Below are 25,566 nucleotides of genomic sequence, written 5' to 3'. Positions count from 1 at the left end.
CTCCTTCTTTCAAGTCCTGCTTAATGCTTCCGGCCCATTCGTGCAATCCATAATCCTTACCGCTTTACCCTCAGAACGTGGTATGCTTTTCGGAGGATGAAGCTCTACGGAAATGGAAATATAGCATTGTGATTTTAAATGGTTTTTAAGCCTGTTTCGGATTTCTTCCGCATAATCGGACCGTAAATCACCGCCGAGCTTTGAATATGATCTTTCCTCCAACTCAAGATGCAGGACAAGTGATTTGAGCGCCTTGCCGGAATGAAGTGCAATCTGATAGTGAGGCGAGACGTCCTCCTGGCCAACCAGACAGCTTTCTATCTGGGAAGGAAAAACATTCACGCCATTGATATTAAGCATATCGTCGATCCTGCCTTTTACCCTCGACATCCTGGCAGTTGTCCTGCCGCATTTGCACTGTTCTTTAGACAAGCTCGCAATGTCGCCAGTCCGGTAGCGGATGACAGGAAAAGCTTCCTTCGAGATGCTCGTAAAGACGAGTTCACCTTCGCAGCCGAAAGGAAGCGCTTTCAAAGTTTCCGGGTCGATTACCTCCGCAATAAAATGGTCCTCTGCAATATGCAGCCCATCCTGAGCCTCGTGGCATTCCATGCTGATGCCAGGACCCATGACCTCGCTCAGCCCGTAAATGTCGCAGGCTTTGATATTAAGCTTCCTCTCCAACACATCCCGCATTTCCTCCGACCAGGACTCTGCACCGAATATCCCGTATTTCAGTGAAGTTTCTCCAGGATCTATCCCCATTTCCTCCATCTTCTCTGCAATAGTCAAAATATATGAAGGAGTCCCGCAAATAACTGAAGGTTCAAAGTCCTGAATGAGCATGATCTGCCGTTCTGTGCTGCCGCCTGAAACAGGGACAGTGGCCATTCCGAGGTGTTCGCTGCCATAATGCAAGCCAAGGCCCCCGGTAAAAAGCCCATAGCCATAGGCATTATGCAGGCGTTCACCCGGCTTTCCGCCGCCAAGCGCAATGGCACGGGCCACCAGCTCTGTCCAAATGCCAATATCCTTCTTTGTATAGCCGACAACCGTCGGCTTTCCGCTCGTGCCTGAAGAAGCATGCAGGCGGACCACTTTATCCATCGGAACAGCAAAAAGGCCAAACGGATACTGGCTCCTTAAATCTCTTTCTCTGTAAATGGCAGCCTCTGAAGATCTTCCAGCGTCTGAATGTCCTGAGGCAGTATGTGAGATTCCGAGAATCTCTGCCTGTAAAACGGAACTTCGCGAAATACTCTTGCAGCCGTAGTCTTAAGCCCTTCCAATTGGACTGCATCAATCCTTTCTCTGCTCGCATTTTCAATGCTATGAAGAATCAACGGACGCCCTCCCATTCCTATTTCTGTATATGACGTAAAAAATTCGTTGTGTATATTAACTGTTATACCATTAAGATAACCTGAACAAAAACAGATGTCAATTTATTTTTCAGAAAATTCAATTCTCGGTGGATAGTATGCTAAATGGGGAAGTTTTTTTACTCAGTCTCCGGTAATATAGTTGATGCTCCCTTTTGTCATTTAAAAAGCCGCCAGGAAAATATGATCTCCTGACGGCTTTATTATTGAACACTCTATCCCCTGCATCGGCCCTCTGTTGCGCATAATTCCTGGAGAGAAAAATCCCCTTCAGGCAATGAAATAAATGTAAACCCATCTTCACTGTATAATTCCCACCCCTCAAAATGGCAGCTGTCATGAAATAAATCGAGAACCATTGAGCCGGAAAAAGCGATGCGCAGCATTTTAACTTCTTCCATAAAATTTACTTCACTTACCTGGCAGCCAATGAGCGACTCTTTCAGCTGCACATTTGCAGGAACATCCCGGGAATCGCTGCTTCCGGCCATGATTTTATTTCCGCGCTGGAGCCTCCATGGACATTCAGCGACAAGCCCTCCTGCCGTCAACTCCACTTCAAGCAGAGAATTTGAGCCAATAATAACATTGACAATGGATTGCTTTTCAAAATGCGAAAAATCGATACCACTTAATTTGCTCATATATTTTATTCTCCCAGCTTTATGTACTTCAATTAGAGTTGCTTACCCTCTGGTTTAATTTTTCCGGTTTAGAGGGTTCCAAATATCTATGTTCCTGCATTTTCTCCAATACCTGACTTAACAGTCCCTTTTCATCCGATATGCTTCTTTTATTATATCTTTGAAAAAATACCATGCCAAATCATTAACCAGCATTTTCGGCAGATGCGGTGTATCTGTTGAGCCACAAAGGAACGGAAAAACAACTTGTCCTTGGTCAGCAATCCAGGGCAAAGGATACTAAAGAGTCACCTCAGCTGGAAATGTCATGAAGCCTTTACATAAAAAAAGCCAACTCCTAAGAGTCAGCTTTCGTCTTCGACATATGGATCATGTTCATAGGCAGGAAGGTCGCCGAAGGTTGTCATGATGCCTTCTTCATCAAGGGCCTCTTCATACCTTTCATGCTGTGCACTTGGGTATACTGTGATATTCTTGCCTTCAATATCTGTCCCGATGAAGTTTTCGTAATCCTCTACATAGCCGATATTTTCTTCCGCTTCGATATTGGTATCATTATAATGGTCAGGCGGAACAATAAAGTCGGATGGCGTCTCGGAGTTCCCCCAGCTTTCGACTTCCTGCCACGCATCCTCAGCATCAAACGAAACATTTTCATCCTGCTCGTCCATATCGAATTTGCCGAAAGGAGGCATCAGCACACCTTCTTCGATCGGCCTTTCATGGGAAGTAACCTGGTCAGGGCTGTGCTCCTTGCAGTACGTTGTATTCGGCAGAGCTTCCAGGCGTTCTTTTGGAATTTCTTTATGGCACACTTCACAAATGCCATAGGTTCCCTGGTCAATCGCCTGCAGCGCTTTGAGAATATTGCTCAGTTCAAGCTTATAATGCTCGTTCAGCGCAAGGTCTTTTTCGCGTTCGTACAGCTCCGTTCCTTCGTCACCAGGATGGTTATCGTAGCTTGACAGCTCCCCGACGGATTCATGGGGATGGTCCCTTGTCAGGTCAAAATTGTCATTGGACTGAAATCTTTCTTCGAGATCTTTTTTTTCATGCAATAGCTGGGAACGGAACGCTGCTATTTCGTCTTTAGTAAGCAAGATTCCATCTCTCCCTTCTGTTTTGTTCTACCTATATTTTGGGATGTACGGTGCAATTCCATGAGTGTTAAATAGTGTTAAATGAACGGTTCTTTGATTGCCGCTCTAATTTAAAAAGGAAAGGCAACTGCGCCCTCCCTTTCTCTATTTCCATTTTTTCAGACTCTGGATGATCCTATTCCGGAAACGTTCCAGTATGCCAGTCTCCCCTTTTGCAGCTTTCTGCTTATTCCATTCATAATAGCTTGCAGCTGCAATTAAAAGGCTGCCGGCGATCAGCAGGTAAGCCCACCATGGCAGATTGCCCCAAAACGGCCTGGATTGCATCAATACATTAAGTAAAAGAATGGCAAAGCCTGTAAAGAAATACGATTTGATTTTCCAGATCAGTCCGCCAAAAATGGACAGCAGCGATAAAACCCCAATGACCAGGGCATCCTGAATGGTCGAGCCTGCGAGGCCGTCTTCCACAAGAAGAAATGCTGACACAGCAAGCACAGCCCATTGAAGCTTGCTGATGAAGTCTGCGAAACGCCCCTTCAGGATGAGTCTTATCAGAATAACAACTGCAATGAAAGGAAGCACATAAGCCTCCCTGATGAGCACTTGAGGGATCGGTAAATACTCTAATAGGGCAAAGTATGGCTGAAGCAAATACACAGCACCGGCAGCGGGCGGAATCCAGCTCCATCTCTGCGGCATCCGCCTCCCTTGAGACCATAATGCCAACGAAATAAGAATTCCGGGCAGCACCTCCGTAAGTATGCCGCCCTCCGCCGGATACATTCCTGCCAGGAAAAGCAGGCCGGCCGGTGTATAGCTGTCAAACCTCAAACCCTGTTCAGTTTTTTGATAAAGCTGTTTGGAAAATAAATGGCCGATAAAGATCAGAACAGCCCCCATTCCGCCCATGACCAGCAGCCAGAGTACCGCCCCCATTCCAGATGCAGCAATATACATCATAGCTGCAAACCAGATCAGCACCAGCGGGAGGCCAATCAGGTACTCCAAGCTTCTGCTATGGAGATAGAATATAATACCAGCTCCGTATATGACAGCGAGGGAGAAATCTGCCAGGCCAAAAGGATACTCAAGCAGCAGGGAGGCAAGCCCGATTAAAGAGAATGGGACAAGATAATAAGGCAGCCGCTTCTGATCGTCCCCTGTCATCAGGCGGGAAAGCCCGTAGATCACAAAGCTTGAGAGCATGAAAACATACTGCCTGCTGCTTCCTTCAAAAATTAAAAGGTCAAGCGAATAGAAAAACAAAAACAGTGAAAAACAAGCACTGTACAAAAAGGCTTTCGTCTGCCACTCACGACAGGATTGCCGGGAACTGATCCAATATACAGCACATGCAGCAGCCAAACTGATGAAAGCATGCTCACTATGAAGCAGCCAGGTCAAAGCCAATGCAAAGGGCAGATAAACATGGGCAGACCATGCAAAAGAACGAAATAGCATTTGTTCTTTATTCCTTAAGAAAGCCGAAATTCCGGCAAGGATAATGCCCGGCATGACAATCTCTGTCCAGCGGACTATGTCAGGCAGTAACACCATCCTGCTGACAGCAGTTAAAAGAGCAAAATAAGCTGCAAACACGATTGCGGGCATCAGGTAAGACGACAGCCTATTTTTCACTGCTTCATGAAGTTTGTAATATATCCTTATTCCGCAAACCAATACAGCTGCTCTTATCCACTCATTCAGAGGGAGGAATATCGCAGAAAGAACGGCCGCGGAATAAAAAGCCTGGGAGATAAAAAACATATATCTCCTCATTGCCGGCTCAGATTCCTTATACAGCATCCTGGCTATCATCAAGCTGGCAGCAGCCAGAATAGCATTCATCGCAAATCCGAGTGTTTCCCTGTAAAATGGCCAGCTGGTTCGGAGCCATTCCCCCAAGGAGAAGAAAGCCAGTGCAAATGACAAAGGAACTGCCCATATCAAAGCTTCGCTGAACTCTTTCCTTTTTTCAGCGGTTCGGGACATCCGGAACAGAAGGCTGAGCAGCATCAGCATAACAGCAAGCTTGCCCCAATATGCAAAGCTTGAGGACAGCATCATGCAGATGCCCATTACACCCAGTCCAATATCCCGTGAACTTTGGCTGATCACCCGAAGCCATTCCGGTGTTTTAAGGATGCCGAATATAACATATATAGCAGCGCCGGACAAAAATACAGGAAACAGAAAATCTTTGAATGAGAAAAGCATATCAGCCAATAACAGAAGCTCCCATGATGCTGCGAATAAGAAAACAGGGCTCAAATAAGCAAATAATCCATTCTTCCCGCCGGCCAGAAACAAGAATTGGCATGAAAGAATCAGGTAAGCGAGGAGCAAGCTAAGAGACGGATCATTCAATCCTGCCAGCGCTGCCTCCGCACTTATAAATAAGAAGACAAAAAGAGACACAGCAGCACTCGTCCACTGGAATATCTTCTCCCAGCCTTCATCTTCCCTGAGCAGTTTTGGCAGGAACATAAACCCTGCGCCGGCAGCCGCATAAACTGCCGGGCTGAAAAGCTCCAGCAGGGAATTGTCCGTCAGCTGATAAATCCCCATAACAATCAGCAGCGTGAACGCAAAGTGGTATTCCTTCCTGCCCGAAACATACACACTGGCCATAAAAAGAACAGCTGCAAAAAGCAGATTGACACCAATACTAAAAGTATTTTGATAAAAAGAAAGCATCAAAACAGTCGATAAAATCAGGCTTGCCTGGACTATGTAAGACAGTTCCCCAATAAACAGGGGAGAAAAGCTCTTTTTCCTCCCTTTCAGGAACAGAGCAATCAGTCCAGCATTATAAATCATCATGCCTAAATAAAAGGTATCCTGCCCTGCGCCCAGTGCAAGCAGCAGGAAGCCTGCCGCCGATGTTAATGCTGAGAAAGAAAACCAGACGAAAAGCCTCGAACCCATTTGCCGGGCAAGGAAAGCATAAAACGGAGCCAGGATCAATGCTCCCGCAGCAGCATAAAAATAACTTCCCTCACCATAAAAAGATAAATATGAGCCCATGAGACCGAACCAGCTTACCGACAGCAGAAAGATGGGCAGAAACAGGCTTCCCAGCACATTAAAAGCAAAAGCCGTCTTATGTATTCCGAGAAGCTTCCCGGCTGCCAGGGAGATCCCGAAGAACAGCAATGATACAAGTGCAATAGAACCGCTCTTCATCCAATCGCTCATTTCATCCCAATTGCTTGTTGCAACAAACAGCCCTCCAACCAGGAGCAGCAAGACGCCGAGATTCAGCGTCATCGATATATTCCGTTCCCGTACTTCCTCGGGGCTCCGGTTTTTTGGTGCAGCACTATAAGGCTTGTCAGGTGAAGAGGCAGGCACAGGTGTACTGATCGCCTTCTCTTCCTTTTTCGGCTCCTCCGCCTTTTTCACTTCCACTTCATCCAATTCGAGTGACTGATAGTAAGCAAAATGAGCTCCAAGCACCCTGTCGTAATCGTCCGCGCCAATGAATTCCTGCTTTTTCAGTTTATACAGTTCTTTTTGGAAAATTTGCTTTTCATGCTCTTTGGTAAGAGAACTCAAGGATATGCCCCCCTTTTTCAATAAAATTCCAATGAATTCTTTTAGTGTAATATTACACCAAAAGAATCTTTTTTAAAACAATTTTTAATAAAATTGACAGAATTTTTGCGAGAGGGAGGTTTTATAGAGGGTTTTGGAGAATATAAAATATTTATTTGCTAATGCTCTGCCGGCTGGGGAGTATACCCGCCCTGTGCAGAGAAATAGGAGGCTGCAGCTATGCTAAACGATGTATTTAACCATTTGAAAAAAGAACGCGACACCCACCTGCAGGAGCTGACGGAGTTTTTATCGATTCCCAGCATCAGCGCCCTGCCTGATCATAAGGAAGATGTCAGAAAGGCAGCAGAATGGACGGCGAAGGCGCTTGAAAAAGCAGGTGCTGAAAATGTAGAAATTTTTGCGACATCCGGCCATCCGGTTGTTTACGGCGACTACATAAGAGATGAAAGCAATCCTACCGTCCTGATTTATGGCCATTATGATGTCCAGCCAGCCGATCCGCTCGAGCTGTGGCAAAGTCCCCCTTTTGATCCGGAGATCAGGGGTGATAAGATTTTTGCCAGGGGTGCGAGCGATGATAAAGGACAAGTGTTCATGCATATCAAAGCTTTTGAAGCATTATTGAAGGTGAATGGGACTGCGCCTGTCAATTTTAAATTCTGCATAGAAGGTGAAGAGGAAATCGGGAGTCCGAATCTGCCAAAATTCGCAGAGGAGCATAAAGAACTCCTTTCTGCAGATGCAGCAGTGATTTCGGATACCAGCATAATGGAAAAAGGCAGGCCCTCCATTTGCTATGGACTAAGAGGGCTCTGCGGGCTGCAGATTGACTTAAAAGGAGCAAATGCTGATCTGCATTCAGGCTTATATGGAGGAGCGGTGCAGAATCCGATACATGCCTTGGCGAAAATTGTGTCTTCCTTCCATGATTTTGACGGGAAAATATTGGTCGACGGGTTCTATGATCAGGTGGAAGCATTGACCCAGCAGGAAAAAGAAGCTTATGAAAATCTTGGCTTAGAAGATGACAGCTTCAGATCACAGGCCGGTGTAAAGGAGCTGTTTGGGGAATCAGGGTATTCAACTGTTGAAAGGCTTTGGATCAGGCCGACTTTAGAGGTGAATGGCATCGGGGGAGGCTTCCAGGGCGAAGGGATCAAAACGGTCATTCCTTCCCGGGCATCAGCCAAAATCACATGCCGCCTTGTCCCCAACCAGGATCCGGATGAAATCGCCCGCCTTCTCGAGGAGCATATCAAAAAGCAGACGCCCCCTGGAGTTGAACTGAGCGTCACTTTATTCGACAAAGGTGCACCTTACGTTACTCCATTTGATCACCCGGCCATCCAGACTGCCGGAAAAGCTTACGAAAAAGTATACGGTGTGCAGGCGGCGTTCACCCGCGGAGGGGGATCGATTCCGATCGTTTCCGTTTTCGACCAGCTTCTGGGGCTGCCAGTCGTACTGATGGGCTTCGGTCTGCCGGATGAGAATTTCCATGCTCCCAATGAGCATTTCCATCTGGAGAACTTTGATAAAGGCCTGCAGACCCTCTGCCATTATTGGATTGACCTGGCGGAAGAAAGGTTCTGAGACCATAGGAAAAGGCGCATCCCAGCGCCTTTTCTTTATTTCTTGATAGAAACTAATTTTACATCATCAAAGCTGAAACGGTGGTAATTTTCCTCTTTGTCTGTAAACTCGATAAATCCTTCAAGGTCCTTGATCCTTCCAATAACCTCAGAGCGGCTTTCGGCCTCAATCTCCTCAGTGACCTCCAGGCCTTTCTCGAATGTGTAAACAATTTTAAATTTTTCCATTTCAAAACATCTCCTCTTTAATTCTATATGATTTACCTCTGCCGGAAGGGAGATTCCAAACCACGATAGATCAGTTTGATTTTAAGAGTACAAGCAGCCCATCTTCTGCATAACCCAGGACTTCCCGGGCATCCGCGGCTGACAGGCCAAGGTCAGTCAGCTTTTCGAGACTGCGGGAAAGGGCCGGGTCTTCTCCATCCTGTTCAAACGCTGTGGCAAGATTCCGGAAAACCGGGCCATCGTTGGAAGGTGAATTTTTAACCATTTCAACCTGCACTCCTGTTTTTTCTTTCAGCTTGTCCGCCTCTTCACCTTCCCTGCCCACCACTATAAAGCTTTCTGCGGAAGAAGCATCCGCTGCTTTCCGGATGATTTCATCTGCAGAAGAAAATACGCCTGCCACTTTTGATTCAGCCATTATGTATCTCCACTCCTTCCGGCATCTCTTTCGCATTTTTCCCTATTGGCTGCATCCAAAACCTCTTTTTATTAGGGTCTCTTGGTAAAGATTGCTGCTTACTAATATAAATAGGATTAATTTACATTTTATGGTGTTGCATAAAGAGAGGCTTATTCAGCTAACGAAGCAGGATGGTGAAGGAATGGTTTTAAAAACAGCAAAACTTATCCTATTTGAGTGACCGGCAAGCTTTGAAAATAAGCGGAAATTTTCCGGTTAGACAGCTGAATAGGGCATCGGTGAGTGTACATAAGCGGAAAAATTCCGGTTAAGATGGGCGAAGCCGCCCATTTCCCTGTTTTTTGAGCCGATAGTCGGAATTTCTCCGTCTATTTGAGCTGTTTTTAGAGGTTTTTTGAAATTAGAGGGAATTTCTCCGCTTATTTTTCAACTTGTCACCGATTCCCTCACAGGAAAGTCCACTCTTTTGCGGCTGGACGGTGGAGAAAAAATTACTCTTAAATAGTTTTTCTTGAGTGAGCCCACCATTAGCAAAACATGAAAAAAAGACACTGAGTCTGCACTCAATGTCTTTTGAAAATTATCTGATTGTTTTATACAACTCAGGATCGACTTCCTGGATAAAATCATTCCATTTGCCTGTGCAGAAGATTTCAAGCTCATGCATGGCCCTTGTGCAGGCAGTATAAAAGATGGTCCGGTCACTTTCATGATCATAGGCAGACGCATCATAAATGATGACAGTGTCAAACTCGATTCCTTTTGCCAAATAAGCCGGAATGATGGTGACGCCTTTTTCATAGGAGATGGTTCCCTTTTCAATCAGCCGCACATCCGGGAGCAATTCCTTCAAGCCTGCAAATGCGGCCTTGCTCTCTTTTGCCGTCTTGCAGATAATGCTGATTGATTTATGACCATCTTTCAGCTGCCTCTCCACTGTTTCGGCAATTTTGGCATGAAGGGAGTCCCTGCTTTCTTCAAATATCACTGCCGGAAGCCGGCCTTCCCGATTAAACGGCTCAACAAGATCTCCGCCGCTGATAAAAGACCTTGTGAATTCTACAATTGGCCTGGAAGAACGGTAGCTTTTTGTCAGCACGATGGTCTTCGCATCTTCCTCATGGCCGTGGTACAGCGTAGTTGCACCGATGGAATGAGTATAAACCGCCTGGTTCACATCGCCAAGAAGAGTGAGCCTGCTGTAGGGAAACAGCTCTTTGATATAAGCAAACTGGAAAGGAGAATAATCCTGTGCTTCATCAATAAACACATGTTTGATGCCCGTATCCTGCTTCCTCCCTTCCAGGAGATGCTGCAAATATAAGTATGGTGTGGCATCTTCGTAGGGGATTTTTTCCTTGCTCAGATTCGCTGTGGTAATAGAGCAAACAGCATCCCAGTTTTCCGGAAAAAGAGAATCATCCAATAGATGATTTTTACGGAAAAGCTGTTCATATGTGGCGAATACATCAAGGAACTTTAAGTTCTTCACCCTGCTTTTCAGTCCTTTGAACCTTTTGTTGACCACCATGTTCTCGAGGAACTTCTGCTCTTGTTCAAACTCGTCGAAGTTCTCCCCGTTTTTATTTTGCTTTTGCTGTGCTTTTTTAAAAGCTTCCAGATAATCCACTTTCTCAAGAAGCTGAATTTCCTCTTCCACCCATACTTTTTTCCGCTCGGCTTTTTGGATTTTCCGGAGCTCCTGAAGCAGCCAGTCCTTTGTCAGCTGCATACGGTTTGGAATGGAGATGGATTGATCCAGCGAGTAGAAATAATGGCTGATCTTTTCATGTGAAAAAAGAATCTCCCCGCGGAAACGCAAATCTTCAAATTGCAGCCCTTCCTCCGAAAGCTTCCCGGCATACGCGTTTATCATATCATCGAATCCGGTATCAGACTTGAACCTGATTGCCTTCTTCCTCATCTCTTTTTCAGGAGTGTTTTCTTCTGAAAGGATGGATTCCAGCTGATCAAAAGGATCTTCTACCCCAAGCTCCCTGCCCAGGCTCCGTGTAATATACTCCTGATAGGTAGCCTGCGACATATTTTCCTCGCCAAGCTCAGGAAGGACGGTTGAAACATAGCTGTTAAAAAGGGAATTCGGAGAAAACAGCATGATATTGTCTGCCTGAAGGGTGCCTCTGTGCCGGTAAAGCAGATAGGCCACCCGCTGCAGGGCAGCCGATGTTTTGCCGCTTCCGGCGACGCCCTGGACAATCAGCACCTTGCTGTTTTCATTGCGGATAATTTCATTCTGTTCTTTTTGGATGGTTGCTACAATCGACTTCATTTGGGTGCTCGCCTTATTGCCGAGAACTTCCTGAAGAAGCTGGTCCCCGATTGTCAGCCCTGTATCAAACATCCCTTCAATTCTCCCGCCTCTGATGATGAACTGCCGCTTCAGCAGCATTTCTCCTTCAATGGTTCCTTCCGGTGTATTGTAATGGGCAGGACCGGGGGCAAAATCATAATACATGCTTGATATTGGAGCCCGCCAATCATAGACGAGGAAGTTTTCATCTTCTTCATCCATAAGAGAGGATATCCCGAGATAAATAACATCTCCCTCTTTTTCTCCGTCTTCATGGAAATCGATTCTTCCGAAATAAGGAGAATTCTTGATTTTTGCCAATGTACTCAGCTGCCGGTCAAGCTGGCTTTTGGTCCTTTCCCTTTCAGATAAAAGCTCAGCCTGCTGCTTGATGCTCGTAAACGTCTCAATCACATCATCCGGCTCATCCAGATTGACTGTAACATCTTCCCAGAATGTTTTTTTGAGTTCAAGGACATCTGAGCCTGCTGCAGAGCCTTTATCCAAAAGCTTATGCATCTTGCTGTCTGCAATCTTGATGATCTCTTTTACCCGATGCTGTTCCATTTCTTTGCTATCGCCTGGTTTGCTCATATAAAAAACACTCCCCGGAAAAAATTACGGCCGCTTATAGTTGACACCACTTGCGTTTCTGTGTTACTATTTAATTAGATAATAATATATATTTACAATCGTCTTTTTTAGACCGCTCTTCATTGTAACACTAATACATATATTAAACAAGACCGCTGTTTTTAGCCGGTCTTGTTTTTTTTGTGTTTTTGAGTTTGGCTTATATGCTGTCTGAAGGGCCGGGATTTTCTCACTTAATAAAACCTTAAATATACTGCAAGGGCTCCTGCAAAACAGCAGGAGCCCTATTTTTTTCACTATCTATAAAGGCTTCGGATCATAGCTTGATCCTGTAAGATCCGTCAGCTCGCAGACAGCATCCCAGGCAAGCGGATAAAACTCATGCTTGGCACCGCGTTCCAGAGCCTGGGCAGGTATCCCCTTAAGGCTTTTGGTGCGCAGGCCGATCATCCTTCTGACCAGCTGGATGTGTGAATGGCGGAAAGTCTGGAAATATTCATCAAATGTCAGCAGATTCTTCAAGAGCCGATAGAGCGTCCGATTGCTGTCCGGTGTTTCAAGAAGCTGGAGCACAGTCCTGTTTTCTTTCTTTATCAGCTGTTCGAACGGTTCCCAGAGCTTGGGCCCTTCTTTTAAAATAGCATTAAATCCTGGCGAGTCCTGGCCGCTTCCCCTTCCAAGGAACAGTCTGATAGTGTGATAGTCTGCAGGTGTGATGGCTTTTACGAGATCGAAAACGGGCGGGAGCTGGCGCAAATGCTCATTGATCCTGTCAAGCATGAGGCTCGCCCCTTCAGCATCCCCTTTTTTCATGCTCCTGCATGACCGGTCCAAGTATTGGAGGATCAGTTTGAAATGAAGCTCCGCAATCTGGTGGACTGTCTGAAAAGTGAGTTCATCCTCACAGCAAAGCTCACCTTCTTCCTTCTGAAGGCTGAGCAGTTCTTCTGTACGAATGTATTTTTCATAGTCGGTAGGCTGTTTGCTTTCCTCTTTCACAGTATCACTCCCATTTCAATCAGGATATTTTCTGAGCACTGCGCGCACCGGGCTTCCGTCAGCATGTTCAATAGGAAGGGGAAGTGCGATCAATTCGTAGACTCCCGGTTCTGCGCCGCTCAAATCGAGCCCCTCGAGAATATGGATCCCGCATCGCTGCAGCTCATGATGGGCGGGAAGGTCTTTGCTGTCCAGCTTATCAACGGAAGGTACATCCACACCAATTAGCTTGACGCCGTTTTCAGCCAAAAACACTGCGATGTCAGGATTTAAAAAGGTGATATCTTCCGGAAAATAATCAGCATCCTCCCATGATCCCGTCCTTAGAAGAATCCTCTCTGCGCCTTGCAGGTCAATTCCTTCAAGCTCTTTCTTACCGATGCTGGCTGCTCCTGCAAGATCGGCAACCAGCGCTTTTCCTATATACACTTTAAGCGGAATATCCGTCATCTTGTTACCTGCTGTGTCAAAATGGAAAGGTGAATCAACATGGGTGCCGGTGTGTATGCTCATGGTAAGCTTGCCGACATTAACAGAACCGCTTTCTTCCTTCGGCCAGCTCACTTCATAAGAAAAAGCTGTATCGCCGGGCCAGACAGGCATCCCTTTGTGAAGCTTTCTCGAAATATCGATGATCGTCATACGCTGCTCCTTATGCGATGATTTCGCGCTTGTTTTCATATTTTTCATATAATCTGTTTTCCATAATATCTTTTAAAATCGACACGGCTCTCCAAATATCATTGTACGAAGTATAAAAGGCAACCGGTGCGAGCCTGATGATATTCGGAGCACGGAAATCAGGTACGACGCCTTTTTCTTTTAAGGCTTTGCAGATCCTTGCTGCATCTGCATGCTCAAGAGCGACATGGCCGCCGCGCCTTTCATCTTCTCTTGGAGTTCCGATTGTAAGGCCATAACCGGACAGATAGGCTTCTGCCAGCTCCATCAGATATCCTGTTGCAGTCAAAGATTTCTCCCTGATTCTGTCTATCCCGGCTTCTTCGAACATTTCAAGCGATCCCAGGAGCGGCGCTGCGCTCAAAATATGCGGTGTGCCAATCTGATAAGCACCTGCATCATGGGCTGGAGTGAAACTGTGTTCCATGTCGAACTGCCTGGTTTTATCCGATCCGAACCAGCCCGTTAAGCCGGGCACTCTGCCGAAATGCTTTTTATTCACATAAAGGCCTCCTATTCCTCCGGGCCCGCTGTTCATATATTTATAGCTGCACCAATACGCGAAATCAGTGCCCCATTCTGAAAAATGGTGCGGAACCGCTCCAGCAGAGTGGCAGGCATCAAAGCCGATAAGGATGCCCCGCTTATGAGCTTCCTTCGTCAGCCGTTCTATATCAAGAAGCTGTCCGCTTCTATATAAAACGGTAGGAAGGATGATCAGGCAGATTTCATCCGTCATCGCCTCTATAATGTCTTCCTCACTGATGGTCCTGCCATCTCTGCTTTTCACCTGGACCAGATGCTCTTCAGGCGGCAGCCCCTTCAATTGGAGCTGCGACTGCAGAGCATAAATATCAGACGGGAAATTCAATTCGTCGGCCAATATTTTGGTCCGCTTGCCTTCCGGCTTGAAAAATGTTGCAGCAAGCTGATGCAGATTAATCGTAGTGGAAGCGGTTGCGATCACTTCTTCTGCTTCTCCTCCAACCAATGCTGCTGACCTCTGGCCCAATTTTTCTGATAAATAGTACCAAGGGTTCTTCCCGCTCATCCATCCGTCTATGCCAAGGTATTTCCATGAATCAAGCATGTCGAGCAGCGTTTTTTCTGCCCTTGCCGATAAAAGCCCCAGTGAATTGCCATCCAAATAGATCATCTTATCTTTTATGTAAAATTCTTCTGCAAACTTTTGGAGCGGATCCTGTTTATCCAAATAATCTGCTCTCTCTCTTAAATGTTCCAAGTTATTCCCTCCCAGCTCTCCTTAAAAGGTAAGACAGAAAAGGGGTATTGTCAATATTCTGAATGAACCTGGTAAACGGAAAAAGAACCTGGCAGAAGCCAGGTTCCTTTCGTTTATTTATTCGCTTTTTGCAGGCTCAGGTGCCTTTGTATCTGCCGCACTCCTGAGAGGAATTTCCTTCAGGAAGAAGGTAAGAACGACTGCCACCAGCATCGTGAAGGTGACAAATAAGAACACGCCTGACAAAGCGTAGCTGAGGGCTTCCCTTAGCATCGAAATAATTTGCTCGAACAAGGAAGCTGCTTCTGCCGGCAGCGAAGCTTTAACCTGGGCCAGTTTCTCATGATCCAGGAGAAGCTGAGGATTCTTCAGTGATTCCAGTTTCCCTGCAAGCTCAGGAGAAGCAGCCATATTATTGGTATTCTGGTTCTGTGACATCGTGGCCATTTTGTCTTCCATGCGGTTATTCAATAATGTACCCATAATGGCAACACCTACTGTTCCGCCGACAGAACGGAAAAGCTGGGACGTAGCGGTGGCAACCCCAAGGAATTTCTGCTCTACTGCATTTTGGACAGTCAGCGTAAATACCGTCATGCCGATCCCGATCCCAAATCCGACAAGAATCAGAAACCCAACAAGTGCATATTGCGAAGTATCTGCATCCATCCGCGACAATAAATACAAACCGACAGCTGAAATGCATAACCCCAGGATCGCCTGGAACTTATATTTGCCTGTCTTCGAGATGATCTGGCCGCCAAGAGCACTGGCAAAAACCAGCCCTAAAGTCATGGCCATCGTCAGGAAGCTTGAATGAGTGGCCGAGTATCCAAGAACTCCCTGGATGAAATAAGGCACATACATGACGCCGCCAAACATAGACACCCCGATGACGAAGCCAATGATGTTCGAAATCGTGAAAATGCCGTTTTTAAATAAAAATAGCGGCAAAATCGGTGTTTTGACTTTTCTTTCGACAAAAATGAAAATGATGAGTGAGATTACAGCACCGCCGAACAGCATGATAATCTGTGATGAACCCCAGTCATATTTCGTCCCCGCCCAGGAAAATCCTAATAAAGTAAGAACTATGGTAGCTGTCAGGAAGAATGCACCAATATAATCGACACTTTCTCCTTTTTTCTTTTCCTGTGACGGGAAGAGCTTCCAAATCAGGGCGAGTGCTACAATTCCGAGCGGAAGGAATACCCAGAATACCCATTTCCATTCCAGGTTATCAACGATATAGCCGCCGAGAGTCGGGCCGAAGACACTGGAGATCCCGAACACAGCACTCATTGCCCCCTGCCACTTCCCTCTTTCGCGCGGGGCAAAAAGGTCCCCTACGGCCGTAAAAGCGGTAGACATAATCATCCCGGCTCCAAAGCCCTGGATTCCGCGGTATGTGATCAGGTCAAAAATGTCGGAGGACGTTCCCGATAAAAAGGCGCCGATAGAAAAGATAATAATACCAATTAAAATAAACGGCTTACGTCCATAAATGTCGGACAGTTTCCCGACAAGGATTGTTGTAATGGCGCTGGTCAGCATATAAATCGTGAAAACCCAGCTGTAATAATCAAGTCCGCCCAGATCAGAAATGATTTTTGGAAGGGCGTTTCCGACGATCGTCTGATTGACTGCCGCAAAAAACATAGCGGCAATGATTGCAATCATAATCGTAATTTTTTCTTTTTGGCTCAAATGTTCCATTCTTTTCTTCACCTCTTGTGATATCTCTTTTAGTGGATTTTCCCCAGCAGCATGCTTGTCACAGCGAGCTCTTCGTCAGATAAATACTGAAGCTTTTCTTCAAAATAATCCTTTGATACCCGCTCCAGGTCTGCTGCCATCTTTCTGCCTTCTTCGGTCAGAGACAAATACACAATCCTTCTGTCTTGTGCGCTTCCGCCCCGCAGGATCAGTCCTTTGGCAAGCAGCTTTTCGCTGACTGCCGTTATATGGCTGCTTGAGACCCCAAGCTCACCAGCCAGCCGGGAAACCCTGCTTTCACCTTTTTCTGCCAGCCTTCTCAGAACAAGGAATTCATTAAAAGGAATATACCCGTCAAACAGGCCTTGAAAATCTGCTTTTGATTTTTTCACAGTTCCTCTCACTGCTATAATCAGGTCATAAATCAATCTATCCCTGCTAATTTATATCCCCCCCTGCTTCCATTTACCAGATAAATAATTCACTTTGTGAACTATTAACTTAAGCAACTATAATCCTATGCATTCTTTTTGTCAAGAAAACAAAAACGCAAGCACCTTGATCACTTAAGGAACGCAGACTAAGAACGCCTCGTCTTGTGGCAACGTCTGCATGACCAGCTTCCTGGGGGCCTCAAAACGAATTACCCGGAAAGGCGTTCTTTGCCTTTTTGGATGGTTTGGCTTGTGACCTCGAGGGGGCAGGCGCTGCAGCTGGACGTTGATTAAGATTTGAATTTTTTCCTAAGATTTACAAATTATAATTTTCTATACGACAAAAAAACCAAAAGCTTTTCATGCTTTTGGTTTTGTATTATTTAGATCGTATTTCTGGCTAATTTGAATGAATGGCCCTTTGATTTCCTTAAATAGATGAATAGGCCCAAGAAGAATATTGCACCTGCTCCTCTCAGTACCGATGAAACAACCATCGCTGAACCCATGCCCGCTGCTTCAAGAAGAAATACCCCGAACTGCGGTGCAATGAAGGCGACGAGCGCCAGCAATATATTATAATTGGAAATACTGATGCTGCGTGTTTCTTCTTCTGTTACCTCCAGAAGCTGGTTGAAGAGCAGCAGCACGGTGCCTGAAACAAACAGGCCGGAGAAGAAGTTGACGAGTACAAGATACACCATATTCGGCGACAAGATCGTCAGCACTGGTGCCGATGCCATACCCAAAGACACAAGGATCATCATTTTCGCATTGCTGTGTTTATCAGCCATCCTCCCCCACCATTTAAAGCTGACGATTTGGGCAAGCTGATTGGCGACAGTGAAAAGGCTGATCCAGAGCGCAGTGGCTCCCGCAATCTTGATCTGATAGATGCTGAAAAGCGACCACGCCATCTGCCACCCGAAATTAAAGAAAAGGCTGCAGATGATAAAATACAAGAAAGGCTTGTTCTTGAAAACATGAAGGCCGATACTGAGCTTTTTCTCCGCTTTCCTGCTGGACTTTGGCTCTTCATGCTTGAATAAATAATACACTTCCGCAAGCCCGATCAAAAAGGCTGCCAGGAATAAAGCCTGGAACGGCAGCGCATTCGACTGGTCAAACTGCTGCAGCAGAATGCCTATGGCAAATGTTGAAAGCATGCCCACAATGGTCATGACCCTGTTCCGCTCGCTGAAGAAACCGCTCCGGCGGCTGTCCGGTATCAAGTCGCCGATGAAGGACTGCCAGCTCAGGTTGGCAATCGAGCCTGGAAAATTCATCAGCCCGACAAGCAGGACGAATATCCAGCCCCTCATGCCCTCAGGCAGATACACAAGTAAAAACATCGCTAAAAGGAAAAAACGGGCTGCCAGGAAGGAGTATGCGGTAAGCCGCTTTTTTTCTCCCATCCTTCCTATTAGCAGGGAGCCGATCACCATGGCAAAAACTCCGATAAACTGGGGCAGGGAACTAATCAGTCCAACCTGGTAATTTGTAACGCCAAGGACACTGATCGCAAACAGAGGAAAATAATTGGTGCTGATGTTCAAAATGACAGTAGTAGCAATCCCATTGCGGATGCTGAGCTTCTCATTTGCATCGACAGCCGAAGCCGGTCGGGCCATATATACATCTTCTTTCATTATAGGATATTCATAAACAATAATTACCTTAGCTATCATAGTCTCTCAGCAAAACCGTTGCAAGTGCTTTTTATACATTTTTTGTGAATTTTTCATTAAGCTGCCTGCAGAAAAATTGTAAACAAGGCTTACTTCCTTTAAACTGTTAGAGATTGAAAGGAGCAATACTTATGGAAAAAATTATGGATCATATTGGGATTGCCGTAAGAGATATAGACAGCACTCTCAAGTTTTACACAAATATTCTCGGCGCTGAGCTGATTGACAGATATGTAAGTGAGGCACCGGGAGTCGAAAGCGAGGTCTGCATTTTGGCGGTCAACGGCGACCGTATTGAATTGCTGGCGCCGACAAACAATACAACCTCCCCCATCGCCCGGTTCATCAAGCAAAAAGGAAAAGGCGTCCACCACATCGCCTACCGGGTGCCAGATCTGATGGCGGCAATTGATGACCTTGAAACGAGTGGTATTCGGATACTTGAGGACTCCCTCCGGACAAACAAGCATGGCAGGAGGCTCGTGTATCTGAATCCTGCAGATACTGAAGGGACGATTATTGAATATTGTGATTATCCTGGAACAGTAAATGAATAACCCTAACCGCCTTCTCTAAAATGGAAGGCGTTTTTTTCTTTTTCATCCTTTAAATGACAAAAGACCTTCCCTGCCCCATAGGTCTTAAAGTATACTTTATTATGATTAATAATCTTTGAAAAGATTTCTACTACTGGAGTACATTACATGACCAATGAATTAATTTTATATAAATCGCTGGTAGCTTTTTCAGGAGTTTTGAGTTTATGTTTATGCCTATTTGCCTGCTTTAAGCTAAAAGGCGCTCCAGGTGCTAAATCATATATCATCGCTACCATCTTATCGTCACTTTTTTCCCTTTTCTATGTGTTTGAATTGTCCAGTTCCACACTGAAGGGCATCAAACTATGGTTAAGTATGGAATATCTTGTCATGCCCTTTATTCCTGCCTTTATCTTCTTAATGTGTGCCGAATATGCCGGTCAAAAGCTGAAACTCTGGGTCATTTATATGCTTTTCCTTTTTCCCAGCGTAACCATCTTCATGCATGCAACTAATGACCTTCACCACCTGTACTATAAGGCTGTTGAGCTGAGAAATGACGCCCCCTTCCCGATTGCCGATCTTGAATATGGCCCGTTCTTTTATGTTCATGCTTTTTATATGTTCATCTGTCTGGCGGTCAGTGTCCTGACATTGCTTCTTAAGCTAAAAGGTGCATCCCTTCTGTTCAGAATCCAAATATTGTCCATGGCTGCCGGGCTGGTATTCCCGATTCTTGCAAATTATTTCTACTTAAACGACCTTAGCCCATATGGCATTGATCTTGGCCCCGTTTCCATGAGCTTATCTTATCTTTTCCACTGGGCCGCTTTAATGTCTTTCAAAATGTTCGATGTAACTCCCATTTTGAGAGATACGGTTTTTGACAGAATGAAAGAAGGCGTTATTGTTCTAAATACGAAGGATATCATCCTTGACTACAACTCGGCGATGGTTCCAATCATGCCTTTTCTCAAGCCTTCTGTGATTGGTAAGCCATTTAAAGAGGCATTTTCCGGATTTCGCTTGCTTGAGGAAATTATAGAAAATGGGATGGACTGCGATTATGAGTGGATCCAGGATGATAAAAAAATCCATCACCAGGTTCAAATGTCAGATGTCGAGGATAAAAACGGCCATAAAATTGGGCGGATTATTTCATTCGTTAACATTACTGAGAAAATAGAGATCCAGGATAGGCTGAAAGAACTGGCATCAATCGACGGCCTTACCCAGGTGTTTAACCGGACCTATTTTATGAAACAATCCCAGGAATCACTCGGAGGCATCGGTCCAAATGGGGGGAATGTCTCCTTAATCATGTTTGACATCGACCACTTTAAAAAGATCAATGATGAATACGGCCATGAGACTGGGGATTTTGTACTCTCCCATGTTGCGAGGGTTGCCAAAGAGAGCATTCGCGCTGCGGATGTGATAGGCAGATACGGAGGGGAAGAATTTATCATTCTGCTGCCGGATACTTCCTTTGACGAAGCCTATGATTTAGCTGAAGCGATACGGCTCAATGTTTCAGGACAGTACACCAAGTTGGGCCAGGTTTATGTGCATGCAACGCTTAGTTTAGGAGTTTCACATATGTTTCTTTTTCCGCAGGTTTTGGACGATCCTATTCAATTTCTGATGAGAGAAGCAGACCAGGCTTTGTATGCTGCCAAAAGGAATGGAAGGAATAATGTCCAGCGATTTGTGAGGGAAGCAGAGTTGACGGAAGTATAGGCGGGAACAGGCTTTTATATGCGCCTGTTCTTTTTGTTTATGTTAAAATATGACAAAAGGAGTGATGATGATTGATTGTAAAAACACGGACAGAATCACGCGAGTTGAGTCTTTTTAGGGCCTTACATTCCCGTATGGATTTGTCACCTAAAGATGGAACCTACTATTCTAATTTAGAGAAAGGCTACCAGGGCGAGCTTCAATTTGATGAATGGTTGATTTCTGTAACAGAAGGAGGCCTGATTTTAAACGATTTGCTGCTGGAAATGAATAATACCTTATTTCAAATCGACTCAGTGCTGATCACCGCATACATCGTTTATCTCTTTGAAGTCAAAAACTTCGAAGGCGACTTTGTGGCAGAAGGAGATCAATGGTTCACCGCCTCAAAAACCGAAATCAAAAATCCCCTCCTGCAGCTCAAAAGAAACGAGCAGCTGTTCCGCCGGCTCCTCCAGGAACTAGGCTGCAAAACCAAAATCCAATCCCACCTCATCTTCATCAACCCGGAATTCCAGCTCTATCAAGCCCCTCTCAACCTCCCTGCCGTATTCCACCCGCAGCTCAACCGCTTTGCCGCTCCTCTAAAGAAGGATACCTCACTGAAACTGTCATCAGCACATACCAAACTCGCAGACAGACTGGCCGCTGCCCACCTTGATAAATCACCTTTTTCATCTGTGCCGGAGTATGGGTGGGATGGGTTGAGGAAGGGGATTGGGTGTAGGGGGTGTGGGGTGTTGTATGAGGATTTTGATGGGAAAAACTTGAAATGCGCGGATTGTGGAGGAAAAGAAAGCTACACCGCAGCTATTATACGTGCTGCAGAAGAATATAAGCTACTTTTTCCGGATAGGAAATTGACTACTAATGGGATTTATGAGTGGTGTGGGGTTATTAAAAACAGAAAAACCATTCGTAAAGCACTAACGGGCAACTATGATCGCAGAGGAAGCAGTAAATCTTCCTATTTTATCGACCGTTCATAGGCAGGGGAGGGTTTAGAGGATCTTAGTCCTCCCGACTAGCACCCTCTTTTTCGAGTTTTTGTGTTTAGAGGGTCTTAGTCTTCCTGACTAGCACCCTCTATTTTGAGTTTTTGGGTTTAGAGGGTCTTAGTCCCCCTGACTAGCACCCTCTGTTTGGAGTTTTTGGGTTTAGAGGGTCTTAGTCCTTCTGACTAGCACCCTCTATTTGGAGTTTTTGGGTTTAGAGGGTCTTAGTTCATTGCTCTCCCCCCTTCTCAGCCAACTCCCTCAACCCCTCAGCCCGAAACACTATAAACTCCCGCATATACCTCTCCAAAAACAGCTTATCAGCTGCAATTCCCAGCAGTCCAAAAGGCGATTCATATTGAAAAGTATCATTCATAACCGTACCTTCAGCTTCCTCCAAAAATTCATGGGTATGAACAAACGTCTTGAAAGCGCCTTTCACCATGATATCGACAAACCGATAAGGCTTTTCCATAACTGTCACTTTAGCCGTCAGCCTCTGTCTGATAACGAAATGCACGGCCTCCCAAGTTACCATATCGCCTTTTTCAAGCAATCCGCTGGTCACCCCCCCAACTGCCCTTTCCTGTGTTCTTGATGTTGTTTGTGTATGCACTTCAACACTTCTCGCAAGATCAAAACAAACTTCAATTGGTGCTTTTATGAGTTGTGAATGTTTGATTGTTGGCATTTTGGAGACTCCTCATTTTTGAGTTTACTAGATTATTTTAACCTAACAACACAAAAAGGACAGCTTTCCAAAGAGGACTGTCCTTCCCAGTTCAGGATTCAAATATTTTATAGTAACCTTTCCAATTAACTCTTCTTATTCGTAATGATTGGCCATTCCTTGCATGGTCCCTGAAAACCTCTGCTTGTTTTTATATGAGACGGATGTAGTTACCTAAAAGCAGCTATATCTGTTAGTACTCTGCTAAACAAAAATAAGAAGTCACTCGCTCAACATTCTCCCAATCCTAACAGCCGACCATCGAGAAAGCTTATAGATGGTATTCGTATCTTCCAAGTTCATAATCGTTCCATGGTTCTTATCAACCCAAAGAAAATAGCTCTCTTCCCCCAAAATGACTTTATAATGCGGATCAGCCATGTCCACTGCACCTGGCTGTTTCCTGGCTTTCTTAAAAGCGCTTCTGAAGGCCTTGACTTTCCGCTGGCCGGAAAATGTAATCTTGGAATCCTCTTTTACTGATGAGAAGCTTGCCATTTTATACACTTCTACTGTCTCAACCTTCTCAGGCCACAGGTTCCATCCGGCAAAAAGAACTAATGCCGCCAAAATAATCAGGACCCTTTTTTTCAAAAAAATCACCTCTTACAGGTTAGACGTTTTTCCATTCAAGAAGTTACCTCAAGAATTTTTTCAACTAGCCCTTCACTTCCCAATCATCATAGCCTCCGCATCAATACCCAACTTTTCAGTCCTCAGCCATTCAAATGCTTTCACCACTAATGGCGAAGCATTGTCCAAGCTTGCTTCATGCCCAGCAATCCATAAGTCTCCCAGCGAATCCTGGCCTTCAAACTGCATCGGCTGAGTAAAATCTTCAGTGCCCCCAACTTCATAAAAAACACAGATATGATGCACATGGGTATTTTCCTTCCAATCCCAAGGAAGCATGAAATCAATAACACCGATATTCCGGATGATTTCTATCTCCATGCCTGTTTCTTCAAGAAACTCTATCCTTAAAACCATAGGCAGGCTTTCTGAATCCTCAAGGCTTCCTCCCGGCAGATCATAGCGATTGGTGTATGGACCGCCTTTTTTGTTAATCACGAGGATTTTTCTTTTTCGAAAAAGAGGCCATGCACACCAAAAGCCCGGTGCATTTTTGATTGATTTTCCATATCAGCGGGCTTCCTCCAGTTTGCCAGCACGTAAGTAGTCAGGCGGGTTCTTTTTTGCAAAATGTCTTTCTACACTCATCAAAACCGCATCATTCCCCGGCAATGCCGCGGTTTCAATCGCTTCCGCAAATGACATCCATCTGTAAGCTGAATGTTCATGATTTAAGATAACTTCCTGATGCTCCGGAACATAGCCGACAAAAACAGGCGCCATGTAGATATAGTTGTCTTTTGCAGAGTATATCTGATCATATTGGTTGGATACATAAAGATAGGGCAGCGAGATGCCTGTTTCTTCTTTTATCTCTCTTAAAGCCGCCTCCCAGGCGGTTTCCCCTTCCTCTATGCTGCCGCCAATATAGCACCAGGCATCCGGCAAAACAGTTCCTGCTCTTTTCAAAAGTAATACCTTGCTTTCCTTCTCAAACTTTTTTATTAGGATTGCAGCAATGCCTGTGCATCTTATGGGAACTACTTGCATATATAAATTCCTCCAAAATATTTAGGCGATGTTTTCAATAATCAGACCTTCCATTTGTTCAAAAATCACTACATATTAATCTTACGCCCCTTTCCCAACCACCTTCCCAAGTTCAAATACAGAAGAATCAATCTCTTTTGAAGGCGGCAGCTTCCTTGTCACAGGATCTATGATCCAGGCGATTCCTGTAAGAAAGGTTATGATACCGCTGATCAATATGATTAATTCAGCACCAATGATGACACCCAAAGTTCCTCCAGCCAAGCCTCCAAGTGGAAAAGCGATTCCGCTTAAGCTCATTACGGCTGAAAATACCCTCCCAAGCAGCTTTTCGGGGATAGCTTTTTGAATAACTGTGTTGATCGCAATATTGGTAACAGCACCCGGTATAAAAGCAAGTCCGAAAAGCACAATCGCCAGCCAATTCCATGGGGAGAAAATAGACAGCCCCCAGGCTATTCCGCTTAAGCAAAAAGCAGCAGCATATAATTTTCCGATTGGAATATAATCCAGCTTTATGTAAGGAGCTGCCATTGCGCCTGCAAGGCTTCCGATTGCCTGGGCGGTCAGAAGCAGTCCATAGGATTCAGCACCACCCATTATTTTTCCATAAGCAGGGAGAACAACAAATGTGGCTCCCATTGCCAGATTTACAAGAATAATCCCGTACAGCAGTCTTGCCAGGGGGGTAAAAAGGATCATTCTCACACCATCTTTTAGCTCGGAAAAATATTTCGGTTTAGTTTCTGTAATAACTGGAACAGCTTTTTTACTTGGTATTAGAATCAAGGAAAAAACATATGCCCCAAGCAAAAAGGCTGCTGCATCTAGCAGGTAAATAGAAATCGCACCAGCCATAACGATCAGAATACCTGACACCGCGTTGCATGCAATGTCAATTCCTTGATAGGCTAGAGTAAAAAGAGAATTTCCTTTGCTTAAATCTTTTTCCTCAACGAAAGTCGGCAATGCTGCCATCTGGGCAGGAAACATGAACATATTAAGTGTGGTTAATATCGGAGTGATTATTAAAACAAGTGCAACAGTTAGATGATCAAAATAAGAAGCGATAGGAACAATGAGAAGCAATACTGCTTGAATTAGCTGGGAGTATACCAGCAAGGACCTGATGGGGATACGGTCTACGAACGGGCCTGCAAGGAGTTGAACAATCCTGGGAAAAAAAGATAGAAATCCTGCCAGTCCAGTATAAAAAGTTGATCCGCCCAAATCGTATACCAGCCACATAGCGGCAACAGCATACAGACTGTCTCCAATATTGGAAACAATTCTGCCTAAAAACAGCAATGTAAAGTTCTTATTCTTAAATATCCCCATCGCG

At 45.2% G+C, this 25,566-nt stretch carries 21 protein-coding genes and 1 pseudogene; 4 read left to right on the top strand and 18 right to left on the bottom strand.

Annotation, left to right across the window (positions count from 1 at the left end; genetic code table 11):
• Positions 1–9: 9 nt before the first annotated feature.
• The 4 genes and pseudogenes from AC4E8B_RS11150 to AC4E8B_RS11135 form a co-directional block, all read right to left on the bottom strand.
• Positions 10–1,343: pseudogene (locus AC4E8B_RS11150) on the bottom strand (phenylacetate--CoA ligase family protein).
• A 254-nt stretch (positions 1,344–1,597) separates the two neighbouring features.
• Complete coding sequence (locus AC4E8B_RS11145; protein WP_490218995.1) at positions 1,598–2,026, bottom strand: DUF6188 family protein; 429 nt, start codon at positions 2,024–2,026, stop codon at positions 1,598–1,600.
• Between the two features lie 344 nt (positions 2,027–2,370).
• Positions 2,371–3,126, bottom strand: coding sequence for a TraR/DksA C4-type zinc finger protein (locus AC4E8B_RS11140; RefSeq protein WP_148976976.1), 756 nt, complete (start codon positions 3,124–3,126; stop codon positions 2,371–2,373).
• A 144-nt stretch (positions 3,127–3,270) separates the two neighbouring features.
• On the bottom strand, positions 3,271–6,687 hold the full coding sequence (locus AC4E8B_RS11135; protein ID WP_490218993.1) for a hypothetical protein: 3,417 nt from the start codon (positions 6,685–6,687) through the stop codon (positions 3,271–3,273).
• A 219-nt stretch (positions 6,688–6,906) separates the two neighbouring features.
• Between AC4E8B_RS11135 and AC4E8B_RS11130 the strand changes: the two genes are divergently transcribed.
• Entirely contained in the window at positions 6,907–8,283 is a 1,377-nt protein-coding gene (locus AC4E8B_RS11130; protein WP_490218991.1) for a dipeptidase, read from the top strand.
• 35 nt (positions 8,284–8,318) lie between these two features.
• Here the strand turns inward: AC4E8B_RS11130 and AC4E8B_RS11125 are convergent, their stop codons facing one another.
• From AC4E8B_RS11125 to AC4E8B_RS11085, 9 genes are all read right to left on the bottom strand, one after another.
• Positions 8,319–8,510 carry a hypothetical protein gene (locus tag AC4E8B_RS11125; protein WP_490218989.1) on the bottom strand — a complete coding sequence of 64 codons (192 nt, stop codon included), beginning with the start codon at positions 8,508–8,510 and terminating at the stop codon, positions 8,319–8,321.
• A gap of 70 nt (positions 8,511–8,580) precedes the next feature.
• Entirely contained in the window at positions 8,581–8,928 is a 348-nt protein-coding gene (locus AC4E8B_RS11120; RefSeq protein WP_490218987.1) for a KH domain-containing protein, read from the bottom strand.
• 583 nt (positions 8,929–9,511) lie between these two features.
• Positions 9,512–11,836, bottom strand: a complete 2,325-nt coding sequence (helD, locus tag AC4E8B_RS11115; RefSeq protein WP_490218985.1) for an RNA polymerase recycling motor HelD — start codon at positions 11,834–11,836, stop codon at positions 9,512–9,514.
• Between the two features lie 300 nt (positions 11,837–12,136).
• Complete coding sequence (locus AC4E8B_RS11110) at positions 12,137–12,835, bottom strand: tryptophan 2,3-dioxygenase family protein (RefSeq protein WP_490218983.1); 699 nt, start codon at positions 12,833–12,835, stop codon at positions 12,137–12,139.
• Positions 12,836–12,850: 15 nt separating this feature from the next.
• Positions 12,851–13,477, bottom strand: coding sequence for an arylformamidase (gene kynB, locus AC4E8B_RS11105; RefSeq protein ID WP_490219629.1), 627 nt, complete (start codon positions 13,475–13,477; stop codon positions 12,851–12,853).
• Positions 13,478–13,487: 10 nt separating this feature from the next.
• Positions 13,488–14,759: a kynureninase gene (kynU, locus tag AC4E8B_RS11100; protein ID WP_490218981.1), complete on the bottom strand. Its 1,272-nt coding sequence runs from the start codon at positions 14,757–14,759 to the stop codon at positions 13,488–13,490.
• Positions 14,760–14,876: 117 nt separating this feature from the next.
• Entirely contained in the window at positions 14,877–16,475 is a 1,599-nt protein-coding gene (locus tag AC4E8B_RS11095) for an MDR family MFS transporter (protein WP_490218979.1), read from the bottom strand.
• A 29-nt stretch (positions 16,476–16,504) separates the two neighbouring features.
• The gene (locus AC4E8B_RS11090) at positions 16,505–16,867 is read right to left on the bottom strand and encodes a MarR family winged helix-turn-helix transcriptional regulator (protein ID WP_490218978.1); all 363 of its coding nucleotides are present in this window, start codon (positions 16,865–16,867) and stop codon (positions 16,505–16,507) included.
• A gap of 425 nt (positions 16,868–17,292) precedes the next feature.
• The gene (locus AC4E8B_RS11085) at positions 17,293–18,558 is read right to left on the bottom strand and encodes an MFS transporter (RefSeq protein WP_490218976.1); all 1,266 of its coding nucleotides are present in this window, start codon (positions 18,556–18,558) and stop codon (positions 17,293–17,295) included.
• 170 nt (positions 18,559–18,728) lie between these two features.
• Here AC4E8B_RS11085 and AC4E8B_RS11080 point away from each other — a divergent pair, with 170 nt between their 5' ends.
• The 3 genes from AC4E8B_RS11080 to AC4E8B_RS11070 all read left to right on the top strand — a co-directional run bounded on the left by AC4E8B_RS11080 (position 18,729) and on the right by AC4E8B_RS11070 (position 21,865).
• Entirely contained in the window at positions 18,729–19,154 is a 426-nt protein-coding gene (locus AC4E8B_RS11080; RefSeq protein WP_490218974.1) for a VOC family protein, read from the top strand.
• 147 nt (positions 19,155–19,301) lie between these two features.
• On the top strand, positions 19,302–20,876 hold the full coding sequence (locus AC4E8B_RS11075) for a histidine kinase N-terminal 7TM domain-containing diguanylate cyclase (protein WP_490218972.1): 1,575 nt from the start codon (positions 19,302–19,304) through the stop codon (positions 20,874–20,876).
• Positions 20,877–20,947: 71 nt separating this feature from the next.
• Positions 20,948–21,865 carry a nuclease-related domain-containing protein gene (locus AC4E8B_RS11070; protein WP_490218971.1) on the top strand — a complete coding sequence of 306 codons (918 nt, stop codon included), beginning with the start codon at positions 20,948–20,950 and terminating at the stop codon, positions 21,863–21,865.
• Positions 21,866–22,100: 235 nt separating this feature from the next.
• On the opposite strand, the gene AC4E8B_RS11065 is transcribed toward AC4E8B_RS11070, so the two are convergent.
• The 5 genes from AC4E8B_RS11065 to AC4E8B_RS11045 form a co-directional block, all read right to left on the bottom strand.
• On the bottom strand, positions 22,101–22,562 hold the full coding sequence (locus AC4E8B_RS11065; protein WP_490218969.1) for an SRPBCC family protein: 462 nt from the start codon (positions 22,560–22,562) through the stop codon (positions 22,101–22,103).
• A 261-nt stretch (positions 22,563–22,823) separates the two neighbouring features.
• On the bottom strand, positions 22,824–23,195 hold the full coding sequence (locus AC4E8B_RS11060) for a YhfM domain-containing protein (protein ID WP_490218968.1): 372 nt from the start codon (positions 23,193–23,195) through the stop codon (positions 22,824–22,826).
• Positions 23,196–23,267: 72 nt separating this feature from the next.
• Positions 23,268–23,672 carry an NUDIX hydrolase gene (locus tag AC4E8B_RS11055; protein WP_490218966.1) on the bottom strand — a complete coding sequence of 135 codons (405 nt, stop codon included), beginning with the start codon at positions 23,670–23,672 and terminating at the stop codon, positions 23,268–23,270.
• 72 nt (positions 23,673–23,744) lie between these two features.
• Complete coding sequence (locus AC4E8B_RS11050) at positions 23,745–24,143, bottom strand: NUDIX hydrolase (RefSeq protein ID WP_490218964.1); 399 nt, start codon at positions 24,141–24,143, stop codon at positions 23,745–23,747.
• Between the two features lie 162 nt (positions 24,144–24,305).
• Complete coding sequence (locus tag AC4E8B_RS11045; protein WP_490218963.1) at positions 24,306–25,562, bottom strand: MFS transporter; 1,257 nt, start codon at positions 25,560–25,562, stop codon at positions 24,306–24,308.
• Positions 25,563–25,566 lie beyond the last annotated feature (4 nt).

It is taken from the genome of Bacillus sp. SRL543 (assembly GCF_984799205.1).
The sequence above is the reverse complement of the archived record's forward strand: the minus strand, read 5'-3'. Positions and strand labels throughout refer to the sequence as shown.